The sequence below is a fragment of the Niallia sp. FSL R7-0648 genome (assembly GCF_038007005.1).
Lineage (GTDB): Bacteria > Bacillota > Bacilli > Bacillales > Cytobacillaceae > Niallia > Niallia circulans.
The window spans coordinates 2935418-2952368 of sequence record NZ_JBBOWE010000001.1 but is presented as its reverse complement, the minus strand read 5'-3'; the positions used below and the strand labels follow the sequence as shown (position 1 = coordinate 2952368).

The 16951-nt window shown below is 38.3% G+C and carries 18 protein-coding genes, 2 tRNA genes and 1 other annotated feature; of the genes, 17 read left to right on the top strand and 3 right to left on the bottom strand.

Annotation, left to right across the window (positions count from 1 at the left end; translation table 11 throughout):
• Positions 1–85: 85 nt before the first annotated feature.
• Complete coding sequence (locus tag NSQ89_RS14515; RefSeq protein ID WP_047943548.1) at positions 86–1153, top strand: GerMN domain-containing protein; 1068 nt, start codon at positions 86–88, stop codon at positions 1151–1153.
• Between the two features lie 103 nt (positions 1154–1256).
• Here the strand turns inward: NSQ89_RS14515 and NSQ89_RS14510 are convergent, their stop codons facing one another.
• Positions 1257–2036, bottom strand: coding sequence for an alpha/beta fold hydrolase (locus NSQ89_RS14510; RefSeq protein ID WP_095258063.1), 780 nt, complete (start codon positions 2034–2036; stop codon positions 1257–1259).
• 337 nt (positions 2037–2373) lie between these two features.
• Between NSQ89_RS14510 and NSQ89_RS14505 the strand changes: the two genes are divergently transcribed.
• From NSQ89_RS14505 to NSQ89_RS14460, 10 genes are all read left to right on the top strand, one after another.
• On the top strand, positions 2374–2979 hold the full coding sequence (locus NSQ89_RS14505; protein ID WP_047943550.1) for an XTP/dITP diphosphatase: 606 nt from the start codon (positions 2374–2376) through the stop codon (positions 2977–2979).
• A 6-nt stretch (positions 2980–2985) separates the two neighbouring features.
• Positions 2986–3495: a metallophosphoesterase family protein gene (locus tag NSQ89_RS14500; protein ID WP_047943551.1), complete on the top strand. Its 510-nt coding sequence runs from the start codon at positions 2986–2988 to the stop codon at positions 3493–3495.
• A 131-nt stretch (positions 3496–3626) separates the two neighbouring features.
• Positions 3627–3700, top strand: a tRNA-Arg gene (locus NSQ89_RS14495).
• Between the two features lie 166 nt (positions 3701–3866).
• Positions 3867–3940 (top strand) — tRNA-Arg (locus tag NSQ89_RS14490).
• A 142-nt stretch (positions 3941–4082) separates the two neighbouring features.
• Positions 4083–5087, top strand: coding sequence for a tyrosine-type recombinase/integrase (locus NSQ89_RS14485; protein ID WP_341132816.1), 1005 nt, complete (start codon positions 4083–4085; stop codon positions 5085–5087).
• 362 nt (positions 5088–5449) lie between these two features.
• Entirely contained in the window at positions 5450–5872 is a 423-nt protein-coding gene (locus NSQ89_RS14480) for a hypothetical protein (RefSeq protein ID WP_341132815.1), read from the top strand.
• Positions 5873–6405: 533 nt separating this feature from the next.
• Complete coding sequence (locus NSQ89_RS14475; protein WP_341132814.1) at positions 6406–6846, top strand: hypothetical protein; 441 nt, start codon at positions 6406–6408, stop codon at positions 6844–6846.
• Entirely contained in the window at positions 6839–8050 is a 1212-nt protein-coding gene (locus NSQ89_RS14470) for a hypothetical protein (protein WP_341132813.1), read from the top strand. Before NSQ89_RS14475 ends, NSQ89_RS14470 begins: the two co-directional genes overlap by 8 nt.
• Before the next feature lie 2 nt (positions 8051–8052).
• Positions 8053–8217: a hypothetical protein gene (locus tag NSQ89_RS14465; protein WP_164464122.1), complete on the top strand. Its 165-nt coding sequence runs from the start codon at positions 8053–8055 to the stop codon at positions 8215–8217.
• A complete protein-coding gene (locus NSQ89_RS14460) occupies positions 8210–8557 on the top strand; it encodes a YolD-like family protein (RefSeq protein ID WP_341132812.1) in 348 nt (115 codons plus the stop codon). The genes NSQ89_RS14465 and NSQ89_RS14460 overlap by 8 nt, the downstream gene beginning before the upstream one ends.
• 5 nt (positions 8558–8562) lie before the next feature.
• Here the strand turns inward: NSQ89_RS14460 and NSQ89_RS14455 are convergent, their stop codons facing one another.
• Positions 8563–8757 carry a helix-turn-helix domain-containing protein gene (locus NSQ89_RS14455; RefSeq protein ID WP_123260777.1) on the bottom strand — a complete coding sequence of 65 codons (195 nt, stop codon included), beginning with the start codon at positions 8755–8757 and terminating at the stop codon, positions 8563–8565.
• Between the two features lie 136 nt (positions 8758–8893).
• On the opposite strand from NSQ89_RS14455, the gene NSQ89_RS14450 reads away from it, so the two are divergent.
• Positions 8894–9718 (top strand): helix-turn-helix domain-containing protein, encoded by an 825-nt coding sequence (locus NSQ89_RS14450; RefSeq protein WP_341132811.1) that lies wholly within the window; start codon positions 8894–8896, stop codon positions 9716–9718.
• 464 nt (positions 9719–10182) lie between these two features.
• Here the strand turns inward: NSQ89_RS14450 and NSQ89_RS14445 are convergent, their stop codons facing one another.
• Positions 10183–10578: a general stress protein gene (locus NSQ89_RS14445; RefSeq protein ID WP_047943552.1), complete on the bottom strand. Its 396-nt coding sequence runs from the start codon at positions 10576–10578 to the stop codon at positions 10183–10185.
• A gap of 531 nt (positions 10579–11109) precedes the next feature.
• Here NSQ89_RS14445 and NSQ89_RS14440 point away from each other — a divergent pair.
• The 5 genes from NSQ89_RS14440 to NSQ89_RS14420 all read left to right on the top strand — a co-directional run bounded on the left by NSQ89_RS14440 (position 11110) and on the right by NSQ89_RS14420 (position 16935).
• A complete protein-coding gene (locus NSQ89_RS14440) occupies positions 11110–11301 on the top strand; it encodes a YolD-like family protein (protein WP_047943553.1) in 192 nt (63 codons plus the stop codon).
• A gap of 431 nt (positions 11302–11732) precedes the next feature.
• Positions 11733–11986 (top strand) — a binding site (T-box leader).
• A gap of 125 nt (positions 11987–12111) precedes the next feature.
• Complete coding sequence (gene ilvB / locus NSQ89_RS14435) at positions 12112–13827, top strand: acetolactate synthase large subunit (protein ID WP_095258065.1); 1716 nt, start codon at positions 12112–12114, stop codon at positions 13825–13827.
• On the top strand, positions 13824–14342 hold the full coding sequence (ilvN, locus tag NSQ89_RS14430; protein WP_047943555.1) for an acetolactate synthase small subunit: 519 nt from the start codon (positions 13824–13826) through the stop codon (positions 14340–14342). Before ilvB ends, ilvN begins: the two co-directional genes overlap by 4 nt.
• A gap of 48 nt (positions 14343–14390) precedes the next feature.
• Positions 14391–15413: a ketol-acid reductoisomerase gene (gene ilvC, locus NSQ89_RS14425; protein ID WP_061798688.1), complete on the top strand. Its 1023-nt coding sequence runs from the start codon at positions 14391–14393 to the stop codon at positions 15411–15413.
• Positions 15400–16935 (top strand): 2-isopropylmalate synthase, encoded by a 1536-nt coding sequence (locus NSQ89_RS14420; RefSeq protein ID WP_047943557.1) that lies wholly within the window; start codon positions 15400–15402, stop codon positions 16933–16935. Before ilvC ends, NSQ89_RS14420 begins: the two co-directional genes overlap by 14 nt.
• Positions 16936–16951: the final 16 nt, after the last annotated feature.

Below are 16951 nucleotides of genomic sequence, written 5' to 3'. Positions count from 1 at the left end.
TTTTGAAAAAAATATCCTAAAGACGGTCTAAAAAAAATATAGGCTCGTATATATATTAGTACAAACTGTCTTAGGAGTGATGAAGATGTCTAAGAATAACAAATTGACCATTGTTTCAGCGGTTATCATATCATCTGTGTTGATCTCTGGTTGTAGCTTGTTAGGAGATAAAGAAAAAGTCGATCCACCGCAAACTACTTCGTATGAAGAGGATGCAGTTAAAAAGGAGGCGGACAAGGAAACGACAGGTGAAGTTGCGAAAGAGGATTCAATGCCAGTTGAATTATACTTAATGGATAAAAACGGGTATGTTGTTCCTCAAACTTTAAACCTGCCAAAAACGAATTCGATTGCAAAAGAAAGCCTAGAATATTTAGTTAAGGGTGGGAAAGTTTCTGAATTGCTGCCAAATGATTTCCAAGCAGTAATTCCTCAAGATACAAAAATAAGTATTAATGTAGATAAAGATAAAGTGGCTACTGTAGATTTTTCTAAGGAATTCAAAGAATACGAGGCTAAAGATGAAGAGAAAATCCTGCAATCCATTACATGGACATTGACACAATTTGATTCCATCGATAGTGTGAAACTTTCGTTAAATGGTCATGAGCTGACAGAGATGCCTGTAAATAAAACGCCAATTCAAGGTGCATTAACAAGAGCTGATGGCATCAACATTAATACAGATGATGTCACAGACATTACAAACACAAGACCATTGACTGTTTATTATATTGGCGGAGAGTTGGACTCCTATTATTATGTGCCAGTAACGAAGCGTATTAGCAATGGCGAAGAAAATAATGTCGCTGCTGCAGTAGGAGAGCTAATAGAAGGACCTGGTATGGGCGGAGCAGCAGCACTAACAAGTTTATTACCTAATGACGTAAAGCTGTTGGATGATCCAATTGTAGAAGATGGCAAGGTTACGTTAAACTTTAACGAGAATATATATTCTAGTGGCTTAAATGGAGAAGAAAAGGTACTGGCTGATGAAGTATTAAATTCATTAGTATTATCCTTAACAGAGCAAGAAGGCATTGAAAGTGTTGCTGTTACTGTGAATGGAGAAGCAGATTTAGTGAACGCAGAAGGGGAAAGCTTAACTAAACCAGTGACTCGTCCAGAAAATGTAAATACTGGCAGCTTCTAATATTAATGGGGAAAGGGGATGAGAATGGTTATATTCTTATCCCCTTCTTCGTATGAGCGTTATTTTTTAGGAGACAAAAACTTTCCTTAGCAAATAATAAATATTACCTTATCACTTTACATTCATTTGGTAAAACACCTTTTTGAATCCACGTTTCGACCATATGATTAAAAAAATCAGGCATAGCGAAAGATACTCCATGTCCAATATTAGGGATAATCACGCCGATTCCATTCGAATTTGCCTCCACAATATCTTTTGCGGATTTTTTCATCATGGCTTTTTCCTTTTCACCAACCGTAACCAATATTTTTCCAGTGGCCACTGCAAAGTTTTTAGGGAGTTGAAAGGACATATTTTCTTCCAATACTCGAACAAGGGTATCAGAACTTATTTGACAACTTTCTTCATAATATTTTTCAAAATAGTCATCGCTGATATATAGTGTACTGGCTTGCAGTTTGGAAAAGGTTTTATTTTGAATTAATGGGTAGGTTAATGCAATAGTAGGTTTTATTATTTTCTTTGCCCATAAAATCGGTCTAACTGAAGCGCTATTGATTATGGCAAAATTCATTATATCTGGTTTCATACTGATCATTTCCACAATGACTTGAGAACCTAAAGAAAATCCAATTAAGATTACTTTCTTTCCTCTGGCTTTATCTTCCACTAATTTAATTAATGCTTGTGCACTCCCTTTTATAGTAAATTTAACTTTATCATTATTCAATCCATGTTCAGGTAAGAGGGGAACAACACAGTGATAATGAGTGAAGTATTGAATTTGCTTATCCCACATCCAATCACTTACTCCACCACCATGTATAAATAGCATCAGTGGAGCACTTTTATCACCATATTCCTGATAGTGTAAAGACATGTTTTACCTCTTTTCTTTGATTAGTGGTATAAATTGGCTTGTTATAATAAATACGTTCTAAGGGTGAAATTGTTTCGTTCAAATGAAATAACAATTTTATTTGAAGGTGTTATTTTTATTTAGTGATAAGTGATTCTAGGAATAATGGTTTGCTTTCTGTAGGTGAGCGAATGGATATCATCGCATAAACTTCACAAAACTGCCTTTGGAAATAAGAAAGAAAGGGTATATACTGATATTAGACGGATGATTTTAAGCGTAGTAAACTATAAGAAAGTACATAATTTACATAGTTCAACATAAGAAAATAACAAATAGAGACTAAAGGAGTTTTACAATGAAAGAAATTATTATTGCAACTAAGAATACAGGCAAAGCAAAAGAATTTGTACAAATGTTTTCACCACTTGGCTATGAAGTAAAAACACTATTAGATTTCCCAGATGTCCAAGATGTAGAAGAGACAGGAACAACATTTGAAGAAAATGCTCTCCTTAAAGCAGAAACGATTTCTAAGCTGCTAAATCGTGTCGTTATTTCAGATGATTCTGGTCTTGTTATTGATGCATTAAACGGGAGACCAGGAGTATACTCCGCACGTTACGCAGGAGAACAAAAGAATGATCAAGATAATATGGACAAGGTTTTGCATGAATTAGAGGGTGTACCATTAGAAAAACGAACTGCTCGTTTTTGTTGTACATTAGCAGTTGCGATTCCAAATGAAGACTCCTTAACATTTACTGGAACTTGTGAAGGGGTTATTCTGGAGGAAAGAAGAGGAGAATATGGATTTGGCTATGATCCAATCTTTTATGTAGAAGCAGAAGAAAAGGCAATGGCGGAATTGCCGCCTGAGAAGAAAAATAAAATTAGTCATCGTGCAAACGCATTGAAAAAACTAAAAGAACAGCTTCCGACTGTTTTTAAAGAAGGGAAATAGAACTGGATGAAAATTTTGATTGTAAGTGACAGTCATGGATTGGTATCCGAGTTAGGTACTTTAAAAAAAAGACATGAAGAAGATGTCGAGTTATTTCTGCATTGTGGGGATTCTGAACTATCAGCAAGTGAAGAAGTGATGAAGGGATATATTACTGTTCAAGGTAACTGTGATTATGAAGACAAATTTCCAACAGAGACCACTCAAGAAATTGCAGACAAAAAGATTTTTTTAACACATGGACATCTATATGGCGTCAAATCCTCCCTTAATAACTTGCTGTATAAGGCAAAGGAAGTGGGAGCAAATATTGCCTGTTTCGGCCATTCTCATTTCTTGGGGATGGAAGTAGTTGATGATGTTCTTTTCATTAATCCCGGTAGTTTAAGACTGCCTAGAGGAAGAAAAGAACAAACATATGTTATTTTAACTATTGAAATGGACCGATTTGTAACGGAAGTTTATGATTTTTATAGTGGATTGCTACCAGAATTAACAAGTGAATTTCCTTTTTAGTCGGCTTTTTCCTAATGAGGAAGAAAAAAATTCCTCATTAGGAAAAAAAGCTTCACTAAACTATTGACTTTATGTTGCTATAATCATATAATAACTATTGTCCTCATAAGGATCGAATAAATACATAGCATGTCCCAGTAGCTCAGCTGGATAGAGCAACGGCCTTCTAAGCCGTCGGTCGGGAGTTCGAATCTCTCCTGGGACGTATTTTTGTAAGTATTTAAATAGATTGTTTCAGGATGTACGTTTGTATGTATTACAGATGAATAATGAACCAGAAGATTTGCTTAGAAGAACTATTCTAATTACCTGGTATATGATATACTATTAAAGGTAGTTATCGCTGAAATAATTAATTACAAATAAAACATGTCCCAGTAGCTCAGCTGGATAGAGCAACGGCCTTCTAAGCCGTCGGTCGGGAGTTCGAATCTCTCCTGGGACGTACCAATTTTACGACGGTTAACCGTTGGTATTAAACGCTTTCTATTACGTTATAGTGTTGTCGGTCAGTGTACGGTCAGATTGCCCGTTATTTGCCCGAATTTTCGACGCATAATACACGTATTAGGAGGCGTTTTTTGCATATGACGAGGAAAAAACGGAGTTTAATCGTCGAAGAAGACCTAAGCGGATTGTTTTCGGGGAGCATTGTCGATACTAAGCCGGTCAGTCCTTCGAACAGTACACCGGTCACTCGACCGAAAAGGCGTTCGATCGAACAGGCGCTTAAAATTATTACGCAGCAAATGGAAGTCAGCGGATATCGTGAACGAACAATCAGCGACTACAATATCCACGTCAGACATTTCGCCAAAGCAACGCGAATACAATTCGTCGAAGAAATCACCGCAGAAAGTCTGTACGTATGGCTTTCGAGTATGAACGTCAGCAATCAAACGAAATTGACGCGCTTAAAATGCGTTAAGGCGTTCTTAACGCGCTGTATGGATAACGGTTGGATTACGCAAAGGTTTTGGAAAACCGTCAACGTAAAAGTCGACACAAACGTTAAGGAAGGCGCAACAGAGCACGAGGTAGGCGTACTGCTTTCGTTGCTAGACTTAAATGATTTCGTTCAATTGCGCGATGCGACTGCGGCGTTGTTGATGTTTAAGACAGGCATTCGTATACATACGATTGTGCATCTCGAAACGAAACACGTTGATTTTAAAACGCAGCAGTTACGCATAGATGGCGAAATAGTGAAAAACGGCCGGCAAGTGTATTTACCATTCGGCGACACATTGGCGAAAATGCTGGCGGTGCTGATCAAGCAAAACGAAAAAATTAAACGTGAGTATAAAGTGCAGAACGATTATGTATTTATAACGAATCGTGGAACAATAACGGCGACAAGTCCGTCGAATAATAATATTCAAAAACGTCTAAATAAATACGCAAAGGAATACGGATTGCGCAACATAAATCCGCATGCACTACGCCGTGGCTTTGCGAAGTCGTTGCTAGATAAAGGCGCGAACATTGCCGTTATTTCTAATGCGCTAGGGCACAGCGATTTAGGCGTGACATCGCGCTATTTACATTTAGATAAGGAAGAAGTCGCCGAGAAATTGCGGAGATTTTTATAACGAAAAAGAGCGTCCATTGCGGGCGCTTATTTTTTTTGCGTAAAAGTGTACGGAATTACAATTCGAGTGGATAGGATATTGTGAAGCGCAAGTAACACGGAAAAATATTTTGCGTAATTCCTGCGCGAGGTTTAATTTGCGCCCTTAATATAAAGTGTAGCGTAAATATTTTTCGTATTTATGTGCGAGATAGAGTTCACGCAATGTATAACCGAATATAAGGCGAAAATAAATTGCGCGGAATTGGATTCTAAGACGTCATAGTAAATATAAGGTTATTTCGCCTTAAAATCTACGCAACTATTACTATAACTTATCGGAGGTGATAACGAATGTCAAACGCATATATCCGCACCGGAGAATTGCGCGACGGCTTTACGATGATGTACCACGAAGTATTCGACTTATATCATCCGTACATCGGCGACAAGGCAACGTTATATTATTTGTATTTATTACGCTATCGAAATCATGAGGCAGAAAAAGATACGTTCGGAAAATCGTGGAATGGGCGTACAAACGTCGTTGAGAAATTTCAGCTTAGTTATTCGACGCTACCGATTATCGATGCGGTATTGGAGGCGGTTGGATTAATTGCAATCGAGTATAAGTCGGTTGGGCGCGGTAAAGATAAAATAATTTACGTCGTGAATGATCCGATGGATAGGCAGCGATTCCGTGCGAAAGAAGAATCTATAAAAGAAAAATTAAAACAAGTAATAGAAAAACACACTAATATAGGGAAGCTACTCGGAAAAGAAGAAGGTATCAAACTACTAGCATGAAGTTAATCTCTTTTGTTGTGTAGATTATTATCTCTTGTAGCGTTAATGAAAAAGATAAATATAAAAAGACTTATTTAAAAAGAATTAATACATTGCACCAAATAGAAAATCACTATTTGTTGCGAGTCTTATATTGCATTAGGTTGATAACGCAAATATTTTATATGCAAAAAGGAGTGAGTTGAAATAACTAGTGAGTATTTAATTGATGTTAGTCGATGGTCCGTTGATTGCTGGAAGAATGACAAAGAACTTTATAATCGATGTTACAAATTATTTGGAAACTTACCTAATAGAACTCCTGGTGTTTACTACATCTACGAAAATGATGAATTAATGTATATAGGATGTTCTGTAAACTTTATCGCTAGATTAACAGAGCATTTAGTTAGAAACACTAATTCAGCGGAATATATAAACAATGCAACAACTATTAAATGTGTAGTTATAGAAGATCAATTCGAAAGAGAACTACGTGAATATATGGATATTAATTAGCGGGCAATAACGAACTAGTGCCGTTTAAGGTTCGCATGAAAGCGCGCAAGCAAGAAATACTAGACGAATTAAATACGCTGCACCTTTCCGCTCGAACAAGAGCCGACGGGGACGTTTCGTTGCTATCATGCGATGAACTGGCGAAAGTAGCGCTACAAATGCCGACTGCAATCGTGCAACAACGTTACGAAGAAGAACTCGCAACAAATCGCCGAGTAGAAACGGACCTGCCAAAAGTGATGCTACATAAACCAGCGCAAAAATATGTCGAAATAGAAGGAATCCGCATTAGTATAGGCGAATGTAACATAACGCGAAAAGGCGCTGATTTGCCGGTAAATCGCCGTAAGACAAACGGGATACTCGTCGGTCATAGCGAAGTGCGTGGCGTCCAGTATCAGATTGGACTGCCGACGAACAACCTCGATAAAAACATTCCGCAGTTACGGGTTAGTCGGAGCGCCTCGAATGGGTAAAGATACATTAGCGAAAAATATCGTCATTGAAGGTGCATTGCAGCACGGCATAGCTTCGTTTGTTATCGACGCAATAATGGAAGACGGCGAACGCGGATTTGCCGACGGTGTGCGAGATTCGTTGCCGCCCGATCGCATAATAGATATCGATTTGTCTGACGCAGAATATCCCGTGCCAATGGACCTTACGGAAATAGTCGAGCAGCTTGGCGCTAATGGAGCGAATCGTTTTGCGCAGGAATTAATCGACTTCTTTGGCGACATGGAATCGATGGGCCAATCGCGTGCAATCTTGCGAGAATTTGCGAAGGCAAGTGGCGGGTCATTATTCGCAATTAAACGCTTGCTCGAAGACGAGGGATATCGCGCAGAAAAGGCGAGGGAACTACGACAGCAAGGTAACGTAAGAACTGCGGAATTCATCGCTAAATACACGTCAGAATGGGGCGTAGATGCGAAGGGCAACCCGAAGTTAATACGCGACGGTCAAAAAGCAATCGACGGCAAAGCAAGCGCCATACTCAACCGGCTCGACGAAATGCTTGGCGACGATGTGTTGTTCCGTATTTTTGCGCAACCAGCATCAGCGGATATTGATTTCGCAAAGTGGATTCGCGAGGGCAAGGTCGTTATATTACGCGTGCCGAATCGTAAGCTGGGCGCATTGTCGGCGAAAACGTTGATTCATTGGATAACGCTAAAAATATTTATGACGAAGTTGTTAATGGATCCGAACGACGGCGGCGCATTCATCGTATTTAACGAACCGCATCAATTCCTTACGCGGGGCCTTAAAGCGCTAATGCAACGTATCGTGCTCGAAGGTCCGAAGTGGCGACTCGCTGGCATATTCGCATTTCATCATTTCGATTTATTGCGATACGGCCTAGACGACGATTTAATCAGCGGAGGCATTAATTGGTTCCTATTCGCTAATGACAATCGCAAGGTGTTCGAACGGCTGGAAGCGCAATTGAAACCGGCATTCGACGTTGACTTAGCGTTGAGGACCGAGGCGTACGATGCGATTGTGCTGGCACGGTTTGGAGGGCGTAGGCAAAATGCGTTCTTGATGCGTGCGTTACCGCCGGCAAGTCAGCGCGTGCAACAATACGATAATTCTTTCTTAACGAAGCGTCATTCGCGCATATATGGGCGCCATTGGCAAACGGTTGAGCAACTATTAGCAAGCGGGGAGGTGTAACGATGACTTGGTCGGAATTCATTGCGATATTAGAAGAACGTGGGCTTACGCCGGAAGATGTGGCGCAAATGATTTATTATTACGAAGTGAATCACGGACGTCTTGACTACGAACTTACGTTCGGTTATAATGACGAAAAAGCCTTCGGAGGTGTTAGGCGTGATTAAAGACCGAGGAACAAAGAAATGGACTTCGATAATGCTGCCGGAACTAATCGAAGAATTACGCGACGCAATATACGAGGAAGAGTACCGCACAGATAAGCCGATCATTGACGAATATCAGCAAGCGGAATTTGATTCGTTAATTGAATACGCAATGGAATATAACTATCCGGTCGAGTTTACGACTTGGCATGATGGTTATGTTTCCGTTGCGGTCGGTCGCGTTCATTACGTAGATGCCGTCGGTAAGAACTTCCGCATAAAGTTGCTCGACAAATATGAATCGCTAGATCGTGTTTATATGTCGGACGTGATTGGCGTTAAAGTGATCGAGCCGGATTAACGCAATTATAACTTAAATAGTTCGTTGGCATCTTTAATGCCGAATTCCTGCGCGATTTTACCGATTGCTTCGCGTGGGACTCTTTGCATTTTATTCGTGCATAATTCGCTAACTGTACGCGTAGATAAGCCCGTACGCTCCACGACTTCTTTTTGTTCAATTCCGCGCTCATTCAACCACTCTTGTAACCGCAATTCCACCGCAATCAATCCTTCCGTTTTGTATTACCTTAATTATAACTTATATAGAAGGTTTACGCAATTCGTAATTGACAAATACGCCCGCCGTAAATTATACTTACGTTATAAGTAAATTACGGAAGGAGTAATCGGCTCTATGCACTATTTAGCGGAACATTCTACGTTCAATTCTACCGCGCAATTAAACGCCGCAGTATACGAACATATACGCAATCATACATACGAATTAAACGAAACGGATCGCAAGGCGCTGAAAATGATCGCTCGCTATTGTGTTAAGTTTGCAGGAGCGTGCCACTTAAAAGCGTCAACTATCAGCGAGTTAATCGATCGCAGCGAAAAGACGGCAAGGCGCATCGTTAACAAGCTGGCGGAATTGGGAATCATCGAAAAGGTGGCAACAACGCGGAAAGTGAACGGAGGCAAAGGCGCTAACATACTGCGGATATTGCCGGCGGTAGGCGAGCGAAATAATGGTGCGGAGCAACATGTCCAGTCGAGCGTGTCCAATCGGGCAAGCAGCGACAAGCCAACGGAGAGTAAGGCGGAGGCAAGCAATTCCGAAAACGAACCATCGAATTCTATTAAGCCTTTAAAAAGCAATTACGTATTAGATACGGCGGTGGAGCCAAACGCATTAAAGAACGTGCTGCCTAGCGGAATATATAACGCAATCGTGAAATACTTCCATAACGCCGAGTCTATTTATAAATATTACGGAATTCTATTGCGAGCAAAAGCAAGCGTGGACCCTACCGTAGTCATCGAAGATAACGAAGCGCCGTTCATTGAAGCGTGGAATGCTACGATACTAAAAGCGAAACAGCGCAAGGTCAAACGCATGGACGATTACTTATTTGCGAGTTGGAAGCAGGCGACCTTAACAGCGATACGGTCAAAAACGAAATTAAGCCGAAAAAGCGAAATGTTGAGTATTTTCGAGGGATGGCTAGACAAATAACCGCCTAACATGGTATTCTAATACGGTCAAAGTTCGACAAATGACCGGTATATGTGTCCGTTCAGTGAGCGACAGATTAACGTTTTAATAAAGCGAAACTAAATCGAGTAAATAGTGCGTCGGGAGTTCGAATCTCTCCTGGGACGTACCAATTAAGGATTCTGTCATGACTTCGGTCATCGATTCAGAATCCTTTTTTCTATTATCCAAGCATTTTTAAATGTGCTTGAAATAACCTCCAGTTTTAAATGTAACTGAAGGATTTTTATGTACAAGAAGAATAAATTTCACCTAATTAAAAGAAATTACTTCCTGGTCTACTTTTCTTAATATAAAGTAGATAACGAAATCCTTTGGAACGGAGCATTGACTTTTTTATAATTAGAGGCTTGACTATAACGGAATAAGTTAGAGGTGAATTTAATCTCAAAAAAAAGAGGGTTTAGTCCACCCTCTTTTTCTATTTATACTTTTTTGCGTTCTACTGTTGTATTCATCGTTTGAGATGGCATAACTTCTACTTCATTATTATCGAAGTTTAATTTATTTAGCTTCTCTTCTTCTGATTCGGCGTCATTATCAAGAAGAACAATGTATTTCCCTTCTTGTAACTCTTTTTCATATGGCTCTGTATCAGTATCGGAAAAGAAAGTCTTTAACCGATCTAAAAAAGATGTGGGTTCTACTTCATCAATTCCACTTGCAGTGTCTACATTAGTCTCTTGCTCGATTAATGCAGTTTGTTCACTTCTTGTAATAACGGAAATATGATTTGGTGAATATCCTTTAGAGAGTAGTTCCTCAATAGCATTTACTGTAGCTTCAGGAGAATCATATATACCTACAATACTTTTTGTCATATACCTATTCCTCCTTTAAACAATTAATTCTTGCATATAGTATATATTCCCACTTATGAAAAGAATAAACGGTAAATATCTTTGGCAAAAAAGATTCCTTTTTATTATTGTTGACAAGTTAGTTTTTCAAATGGAAAGAAAATACTTCTATCTTATTTTAGAATAATGATGGAGAAATATCCTTTATTAAATCCTTTTATAAGCTCTTTATTAGTTATCTTTTTTAACAAACAATGTAAGAGTTGAAAAGATATAGCTCTTTCCTATTTAAGTGTTTGTTCGCGCTTAATTTCCAATCCCTTCAGGATACAAATTTCCAGGAAAGAGGATGATGAAATTACCTGCAAAGGTATAAAGAGAAATAAAATAGGTAATAATGGAAGTAAGAAAAATAATGTTCAGAAAATCACGTAAATTACTTGAAAACGCTTACTATTATTGTGTATAATAGATTTAAGTTAAATAAACAAGAAATGAAATAATGTGAATAGATGAACATTAATATAAAAAATGTAGAAGGAGATATGCACCATGATTCTCAAGGAATTAGGAAGAAGTAGGCTTATAGTCATTAACTATTATAAGAATGGATTATTAGAAACAATTAAAGGACAGGTTCAGAAGTTAAATCTCATCGATCAAACGATTGATTTAAAAGATGACAAAGAAAATACGTATCAAATCCGCTTATCGTGGATTCAAGATATTTGTGCTGTATCTTAATTTACCCCACTAATGCAATCGCTTTCTTCGGGAACGATTGCATTTCTTTTTTTAGGGAGAAGGTTCCATAATGAAAATACCATGTTAGATTTTTTAACACTTTTCTTTAAAAGAAAGAATTATTTTATTATAATGAGCACCATAGGAAAATGAAAATGTAAGAAAGTAGATATATTTTCAGTAAAAAAAGAATTTTAAAAAATTTTTTGAACGATTAAAAAGTACAGGCATTCTTTATAGACCAATAATGTAAGCGTTTCCTGATTAGTGGATTGTTGTTTAAATAATCAAATAATTCTCAAAAATGGTGTTGACTCTTGTTTAAATTCAGCGTAAGATAACCTCAATAAATGAAAAACACAAGATGTTTAACTTGTAAAAACATCCAAAAGACAACATGACAAACTGACTTTGTTTAACATAGTAAATATAGTAATTCGATGAAGAGGATAAGTAGTTTTCTATTTGGATTCCAAAGAGAGCCGGTGGTTGGTGTAAATCGGTGAACCAATAGTTAATGAACTCACCTCAGAGTGTTAGCTTGAAAGGTCTCCCTATTAGAGCTAACCGAGTGTTTCCACTCGTTATCAAAAGAGAACGAACCGTTCATAAAGTGCATACACTTATCCGTTAGTGTATGAATGAGGGTGGTACCGTGGAAAGGAAATGCCTTTTCACCCCTTTGTTTACTAAAAAACCATTAGTAATCATTGGAGGTGGGAAGGTTTTTTTATTAGCAAAGCCTTTCTTGGTAGTATTTATGTAAAGTAGTAAGAAGTAAAAGGAAAGTATTTTAGGGAGGTTATACAAATGTTACAGGAGACTGCCTTTGAAAATACAAAGGCCCAAGTGAAACCGTTAACTGGTGCTGATCTCTTATTGCAGGCTTTGGAGAAAGAAAATGTAGAATTTATTTTCGGATACCCAGGGGGAGCTGTCTTACCAATTTATGATAGGATCTACGATTCGAAAATATTTCATGTTCTACCTAGACATGAGCAAGGCGGTATTCATGCAGCAGAAGGGTATGCGAGAATTTCCGGTAAACCAGGAGTAGTCATTGCGACATCAGGTCCAGGGGCAACTAATATTGTAACAGGGCTTGCCGATGCGATGATGGATTCATTACCGCTAGTTGTCTTTACAGGCCAGGTAGCAACAGGGGTGATTGGTACAGATGCTTTTCAAGAAGCAGACATTTTAGGGATCACTACCCCAATAACAAAATATAATTGTCAGGTTCGTAACCTTGAAGATATTCCACGAATCATTAAAGAGGCGTTCTATATAGCGACAAGTGGAAGACCTGGTCCTGTATTAATTGATATTCCAAAGGATATTGCTGCAACCATTTCGGATGTTCCTGCTGAACAGGATATTGAGCTTCCTGGTTATCAGCCAAAGACACAGCCGAATTACTTGCAGATTCGAAAATTAACAGAAGCTGTAAGTGCTGCAAAAAAACCAGTAATTTTGGCAGGTGCTGGTGTCAATTTTGCAAAAGCGAGTGCAGAATTACTGGAATACGCAGAACAACAACAAATTCCAGTTGTACACACGCTTCTTGGATTAGGCGGTTTTCCAGCTGATAATAAGTTGTTTGTTGGGATGGGAGGAATGCATGGGTGTTATGCCGCTAATATGGCCTTATATGAGGCAGATTTGTTAATCAATGTCGGAGCAAGATTTGATGATCGATTAACAGGAAATCTAGTCCATTTTGCACCAAATGCTATTAAAGCCCATATTGATATTGATCCAGCAGAAATCGGCAAAATTATCCCAACGAAAATTCCAATTGTTGCAGATGCGAAAGAAGCATTAACTATGTTAATAAAGCAAAAAGGCTTGCAATCAGACCATAAAGAATGGTTAGAAAAGATTGAAAATTGGAAAAATGAGTATCCATATTATTACAAAGAATCCGATCTTCTAAAACCGCAGCAAGTATTGGAGATGCTCTTTGAAAAAACAAAAGGGGAAGCGATTGTTACAACAGATGTTGGACAGCATCAGATGTGGGCAGCGCAATACTATCATTTTAAAGAATCCAATCGATGGGTAACATCTGGAGGTTTAGGAACAATGGGATTTGGTCTTCCATCCAGTATTGGAGCGCAATTAGCCGATCCAAAAGCAACAGTGCTTGCAATCAGCGGGGATGGCGGCTTCCAAATGTGCAGTCAAGAGCTTGCCTTAATAAGAGAATTGAATTTACCAATCAAGATTATTATCTTTAATAATCGGGCGTTGGGTATGGTAAGACAGTGGCAAGAAATTTTCTATGAATCTCGTTTTTCACATAGTAAAGAATCTTATCAACCGTCGTTCGTTGCTTTAGCAGAAGCATATGGAATAAAGGGATATCAGATCTCATCAGTTGATGAAGCTGCTAATATTCTAGATGAAGTGTTAGCGATAAGAGAACCCGTATTATTGGATTTCCGTATTGATCCAGATGAGAATGTCTATCCAATGATTGCACCAGGTAAAGGATTACACGAAATGGTAGGGATGAAGCCATGAAGAAAATAATTAGCCTAACTGTTATGAATAAATCTGGTGTGTTAAACCGAATTACTAATCTTTTTTCAAAACGAAACTACAACATTGAAAGTATATCGGTAGGGCATACGGAGCATGAAGGAATTTCAAGGATTACTTGTGTGGTGCATGTTGAGAGTGATGGCATCATTGAACAAATCACAAAACAGCTAAATAAGCAGATTGATATTTTGAAAGTGGTGGATATCACCGATCAAGCAATTGTCCAAAGAGAGCTAGCTTTAATTAAAGTACTTGCAACACCGCAGACAAGGCATGAATTATATTCTGTAATTGAACCATTTAGAGCTTCTGTAATCGATGTAAGTAAAGAAAGTCTCGTTATTCAAATTACAGGAGAATCATCTAAAATTGAAGCTTTTATTGAACTGCTTAGACCATATGGGATTAAAGAATTGGCTAGAACAGGCACAACCGCCTTCCCTCGTGGCTCTCAAAAAATAGCAGCTCATAAAAGTAACTATTCTATCGTTTAATTCTAATATTAAATAAATCTAATTTTACAGACGAAAGGGAGATTAATTATGGCAAAAATGTATTATAACGGAGACGCAAATTTAGGATATTTTAACGGGAAAACAGTTGCAGTGATTGGTTATGGATCACAAGGCCACGCACATGCTCTAAATATGAAGGATAGTGGTGTTTCAGTAATCATCGGGTTAAGAAAAGGGAATTCATGGAATAAAGCAGTGGAAGACGGATTTGACGTATTCCCAGTTGGAGAAGCAACAGCTAAGGCTGATATTGTGATGATTTTGCTTCCAGATGAATTACAAACAAAAGTATATAATGAAGAAATTAAACCTAACTTAACAAATCAAGCTTTAATGTTTGCCCATGGATTTAATATTCATTTTAATCAAATTGTCCCACCAAGTGAGAGTGATGTACTATTAGTTGCTCCTAAAGGTCCAGGTCACCTAGTAAGAAGAACATATGAACAAGAAGCAGGAGTTCCAGCATTATTTGCAATCTATCAAGATGTAACTGGTGAGGCGAGAGAGCTTGCACTTGCTTACGCAAAAGCGATTGGGGCATTACGTGCAGGTGCGCTGGAAACAACGTTCAAAGAAGAAACAGAAACAGATCTTTTTGGTGAACAAGCGGTTTTATGTGGAGGGCTGACAGCACTAGTAAAAGCAGGCTTTGAAACATTAGTAGAAGCTGGATATCAACCAGAATTAGCATATTTTGAATGTTTACATGAGTTGAAATTAATTGTTGACTTGATGTATGAAGATGGAATGGCGGGAATGAGATATTCTATATCCGATACAGCACAGTGGGGCGATTTTGTAACAGGACCACGTATTGTTACAGATGAGGTGAAAAAAGAAATGAAAGCTGTCCTTACAGATATTCAAGAAGGAAAATTTGCAAAAGGATGGATTCTTGAAAATCAAGCGAATAGACCAGTATTCAACGCAATTAATGATAGAGAGAGCGAGCATCTAATCGAGAAGGTTGGGAAAGAATTGCGTGCAATGATGCCATTTGTTAAAAGCTCGCGAAAGAAAGAAGTGGTTGGTAGTGGCAAAAATTAAGATATTTGATACGACATTGAGAGATGGGGAACAATCTCCCGGCGTAAATTTAAATTTGGCTGAGAAGCTAGTTATTGCTGAACAGTTAGAAAAATTGAATGTAGATATTATAGAGGCAGGCTTTCCTGCTGCCTCTAAAGGTGATTTTCAATCTGTTCAACAAATTTCACGCACTATTAAAAATAGCTCTGTTACTGGTCTAGCAAGAGCAGTAACATCCGATATCGATGCTGCTTGGGAAGCATTAAAAGACGGAGCAGAACCGAGAATTCATATATTTTTAGCAACAAGTCCCATCCATCGGGAATATAAGCTAAAACTTTCGAAAGAGCAAGTGATTGAAAGAGCGGTTTCAGCTGTAAAGTATGCAGCCGAAAGATTCCCAGTTATTCAATGGAGTGCAGAGGATGCATGTCGGACAGAATTGCCTTTTTTAGCAGAAATAATAGAAGAAGTTATTCAAGCAGGAGCGCGGATTATTAATATTCCAGACACAGTAGGCTATATAACACCCAACGAATATGGAGAAGTTTTTCAATATTTAAAAAATAATGTGCCGTCTATTGACAAAGTTTCTCTCTCTACTCATTGTCATGATGATTTAGGGATGGCAACAGCAAACTCATTGGCAGCTATCGAAAATGGGGCAACACAAGTAGAATGTACGATTAATGGTATCGGAGAGCGTGCTGGCAATGCTTCTATGGAGGAAATTGTGGTAGCGCTTCATATTAGAAATGATCATTATCAAGAAAAGACAAGAATTAATTTAAAAGAAATTAGTAGAACAAGCGGACTTGTTAGTGAATTAACCGGTATGCTAGTTCCTGGAAATAAAGCAATTGTTGGTCGCAATGCTTTTGCTCACGAATCTGGTATTCATCAGGATGGTGTTCTTAAGGAGAAAACGACTTATGAAATTATTTCTCCGGAGCTTGTAGGCAATGTAAATAACAATAATATGGTTCTTGGGAAACATTCAGGCAGCCATGCATTCAAAACAAAGCTGAATGAACTAGGGCTGGGAGTGAATGAGGAAGATGTGAAAGATCTTTTTATGGCATTCAAGGATTTAGCAGACCATAAAAAAGAAATTTCTGATGAAGACATTATTGCTATTGTATTAGAGAAAAAGCTGGCTAAAGAAGAGAAATATTATGAGTTAGTGGACGTAAAGGTTCAACATAAAAATGATAATGAAGCAGATGCAACAGTGAAAATTTCCGGTCCGAAAAATGAACTGATTATTCAACATGGCACTGGTTCTGGAAGTGTTGAAGCATTATATAACACATTGGAAATGTCTATATCTGGCCAAGTGCAATTGGAAGATTATCGTATTCAGTCACTGGGTGCTGGCAGAGATGCGTTAGCTCAAGTATTTGTCAGAGTTCAATATGACGAAAAAGAAAGTACTGGAAGAGGTTTAGACCAAGATGTATTAATAGCATCTGCAAAGGCCTATATAAATGCGATTAATAGAGGGATTCTTGCCAAAGAACAATTTCTTGAAAAGGTGTAGGATTCCGTGGCTAAAA

Excerpts from the sequence above, each read along its gene's own strand:
- NSQ89_RS14515 (WP_047943548.1), top strand. The coding sequence starts at position 86 with ATGTCTAAGAATAACAAATTGACCATTGTTTCAGCGGTTATCATATCA.
- NSQ89_RS14510 (WP_095258063.1), bottom strand. The coding sequence starts at position 2,036 with ATGTCTTTACACTATCAGGAATATGGTGATAAAAGTGCTCCACTGATG.
- NSQ89_RS14505 (WP_047943550.1), top strand. The coding sequence starts at position 2,374 with ATGAAAGAAATTATTATTGCAACTAAGAATACAGGCAAAGCAAAAGAA.
- NSQ89_RS14500 (WP_047943551.1), top strand. The coding sequence starts at position 2,986 with ATGAAAATTTTGATTGTAAGTGACAGTCATGGATTGGTATCCGAGTTA.
- NSQ89_RS14485 (WP_341132816.1), top strand. The coding sequence starts at position 4,083 with ATGACGAGGAAAAAACGGAGTTTAATCGTCGAAGAAGACCTAAGCGGA.
- NSQ89_RS14475 (WP_341132814.1), top strand. The coding sequence starts at position 6,406 with ATGAAAGCGCGCAAGCAAGAAATACTAGACGAATTAAATACGCTGCAC.
- NSQ89_RS14470 (WP_341132813.1), top strand. The coding sequence starts at position 6,839 with ATGGGTAAAGATACATTAGCGAAAAATATCGTCATTGAAGGTGCATTG.
- NSQ89_RS14465 (WP_164464122.1), top strand. The coding sequence starts at position 8,053 with ATGACTTGGTCGGAATTCATTGCGATATTAGAAGAACGTGGGCTTACG.
- NSQ89_RS14450 (WP_341132811.1), top strand. The coding sequence starts at position 8,894 with ATGCACTATTTAGCGGAACATTCTACGTTCAATTCTACCGCGCAATTA.
- NSQ89_RS14445 (WP_047943552.1), bottom strand. The coding sequence starts at position 10,578 with ATGACAAAAAGTATTGTAGGTATATATGATTCTCCTGAAGCTACAGTA.
- NSQ89_RS14440 (WP_047943553.1), top strand. The coding sequence starts at position 11,110 with ATGATTCTCAAGGAATTAGGAAGAAGTAGGCTTATAGTCATTAACTAT.
- ilvB (WP_095258065.1), top strand. The coding sequence starts at position 12,112 with ATGTTACAGGAGACTGCCTTTGAAAATACAAAGGCCCAAGTGAAACCG.
- ilvN (WP_047943555.1), top strand. The coding sequence starts at position 13,824 with ATGAAGAAAATAATTAGCCTAACTGTTATGAATAAATCTGGTGTGTTA.
- ilvC (WP_061798688.1), top strand. The coding sequence starts at position 14,391 with ATGGCAAAAATGTATTATAACGGAGACGCAAATTTAGGATATTTTAAC.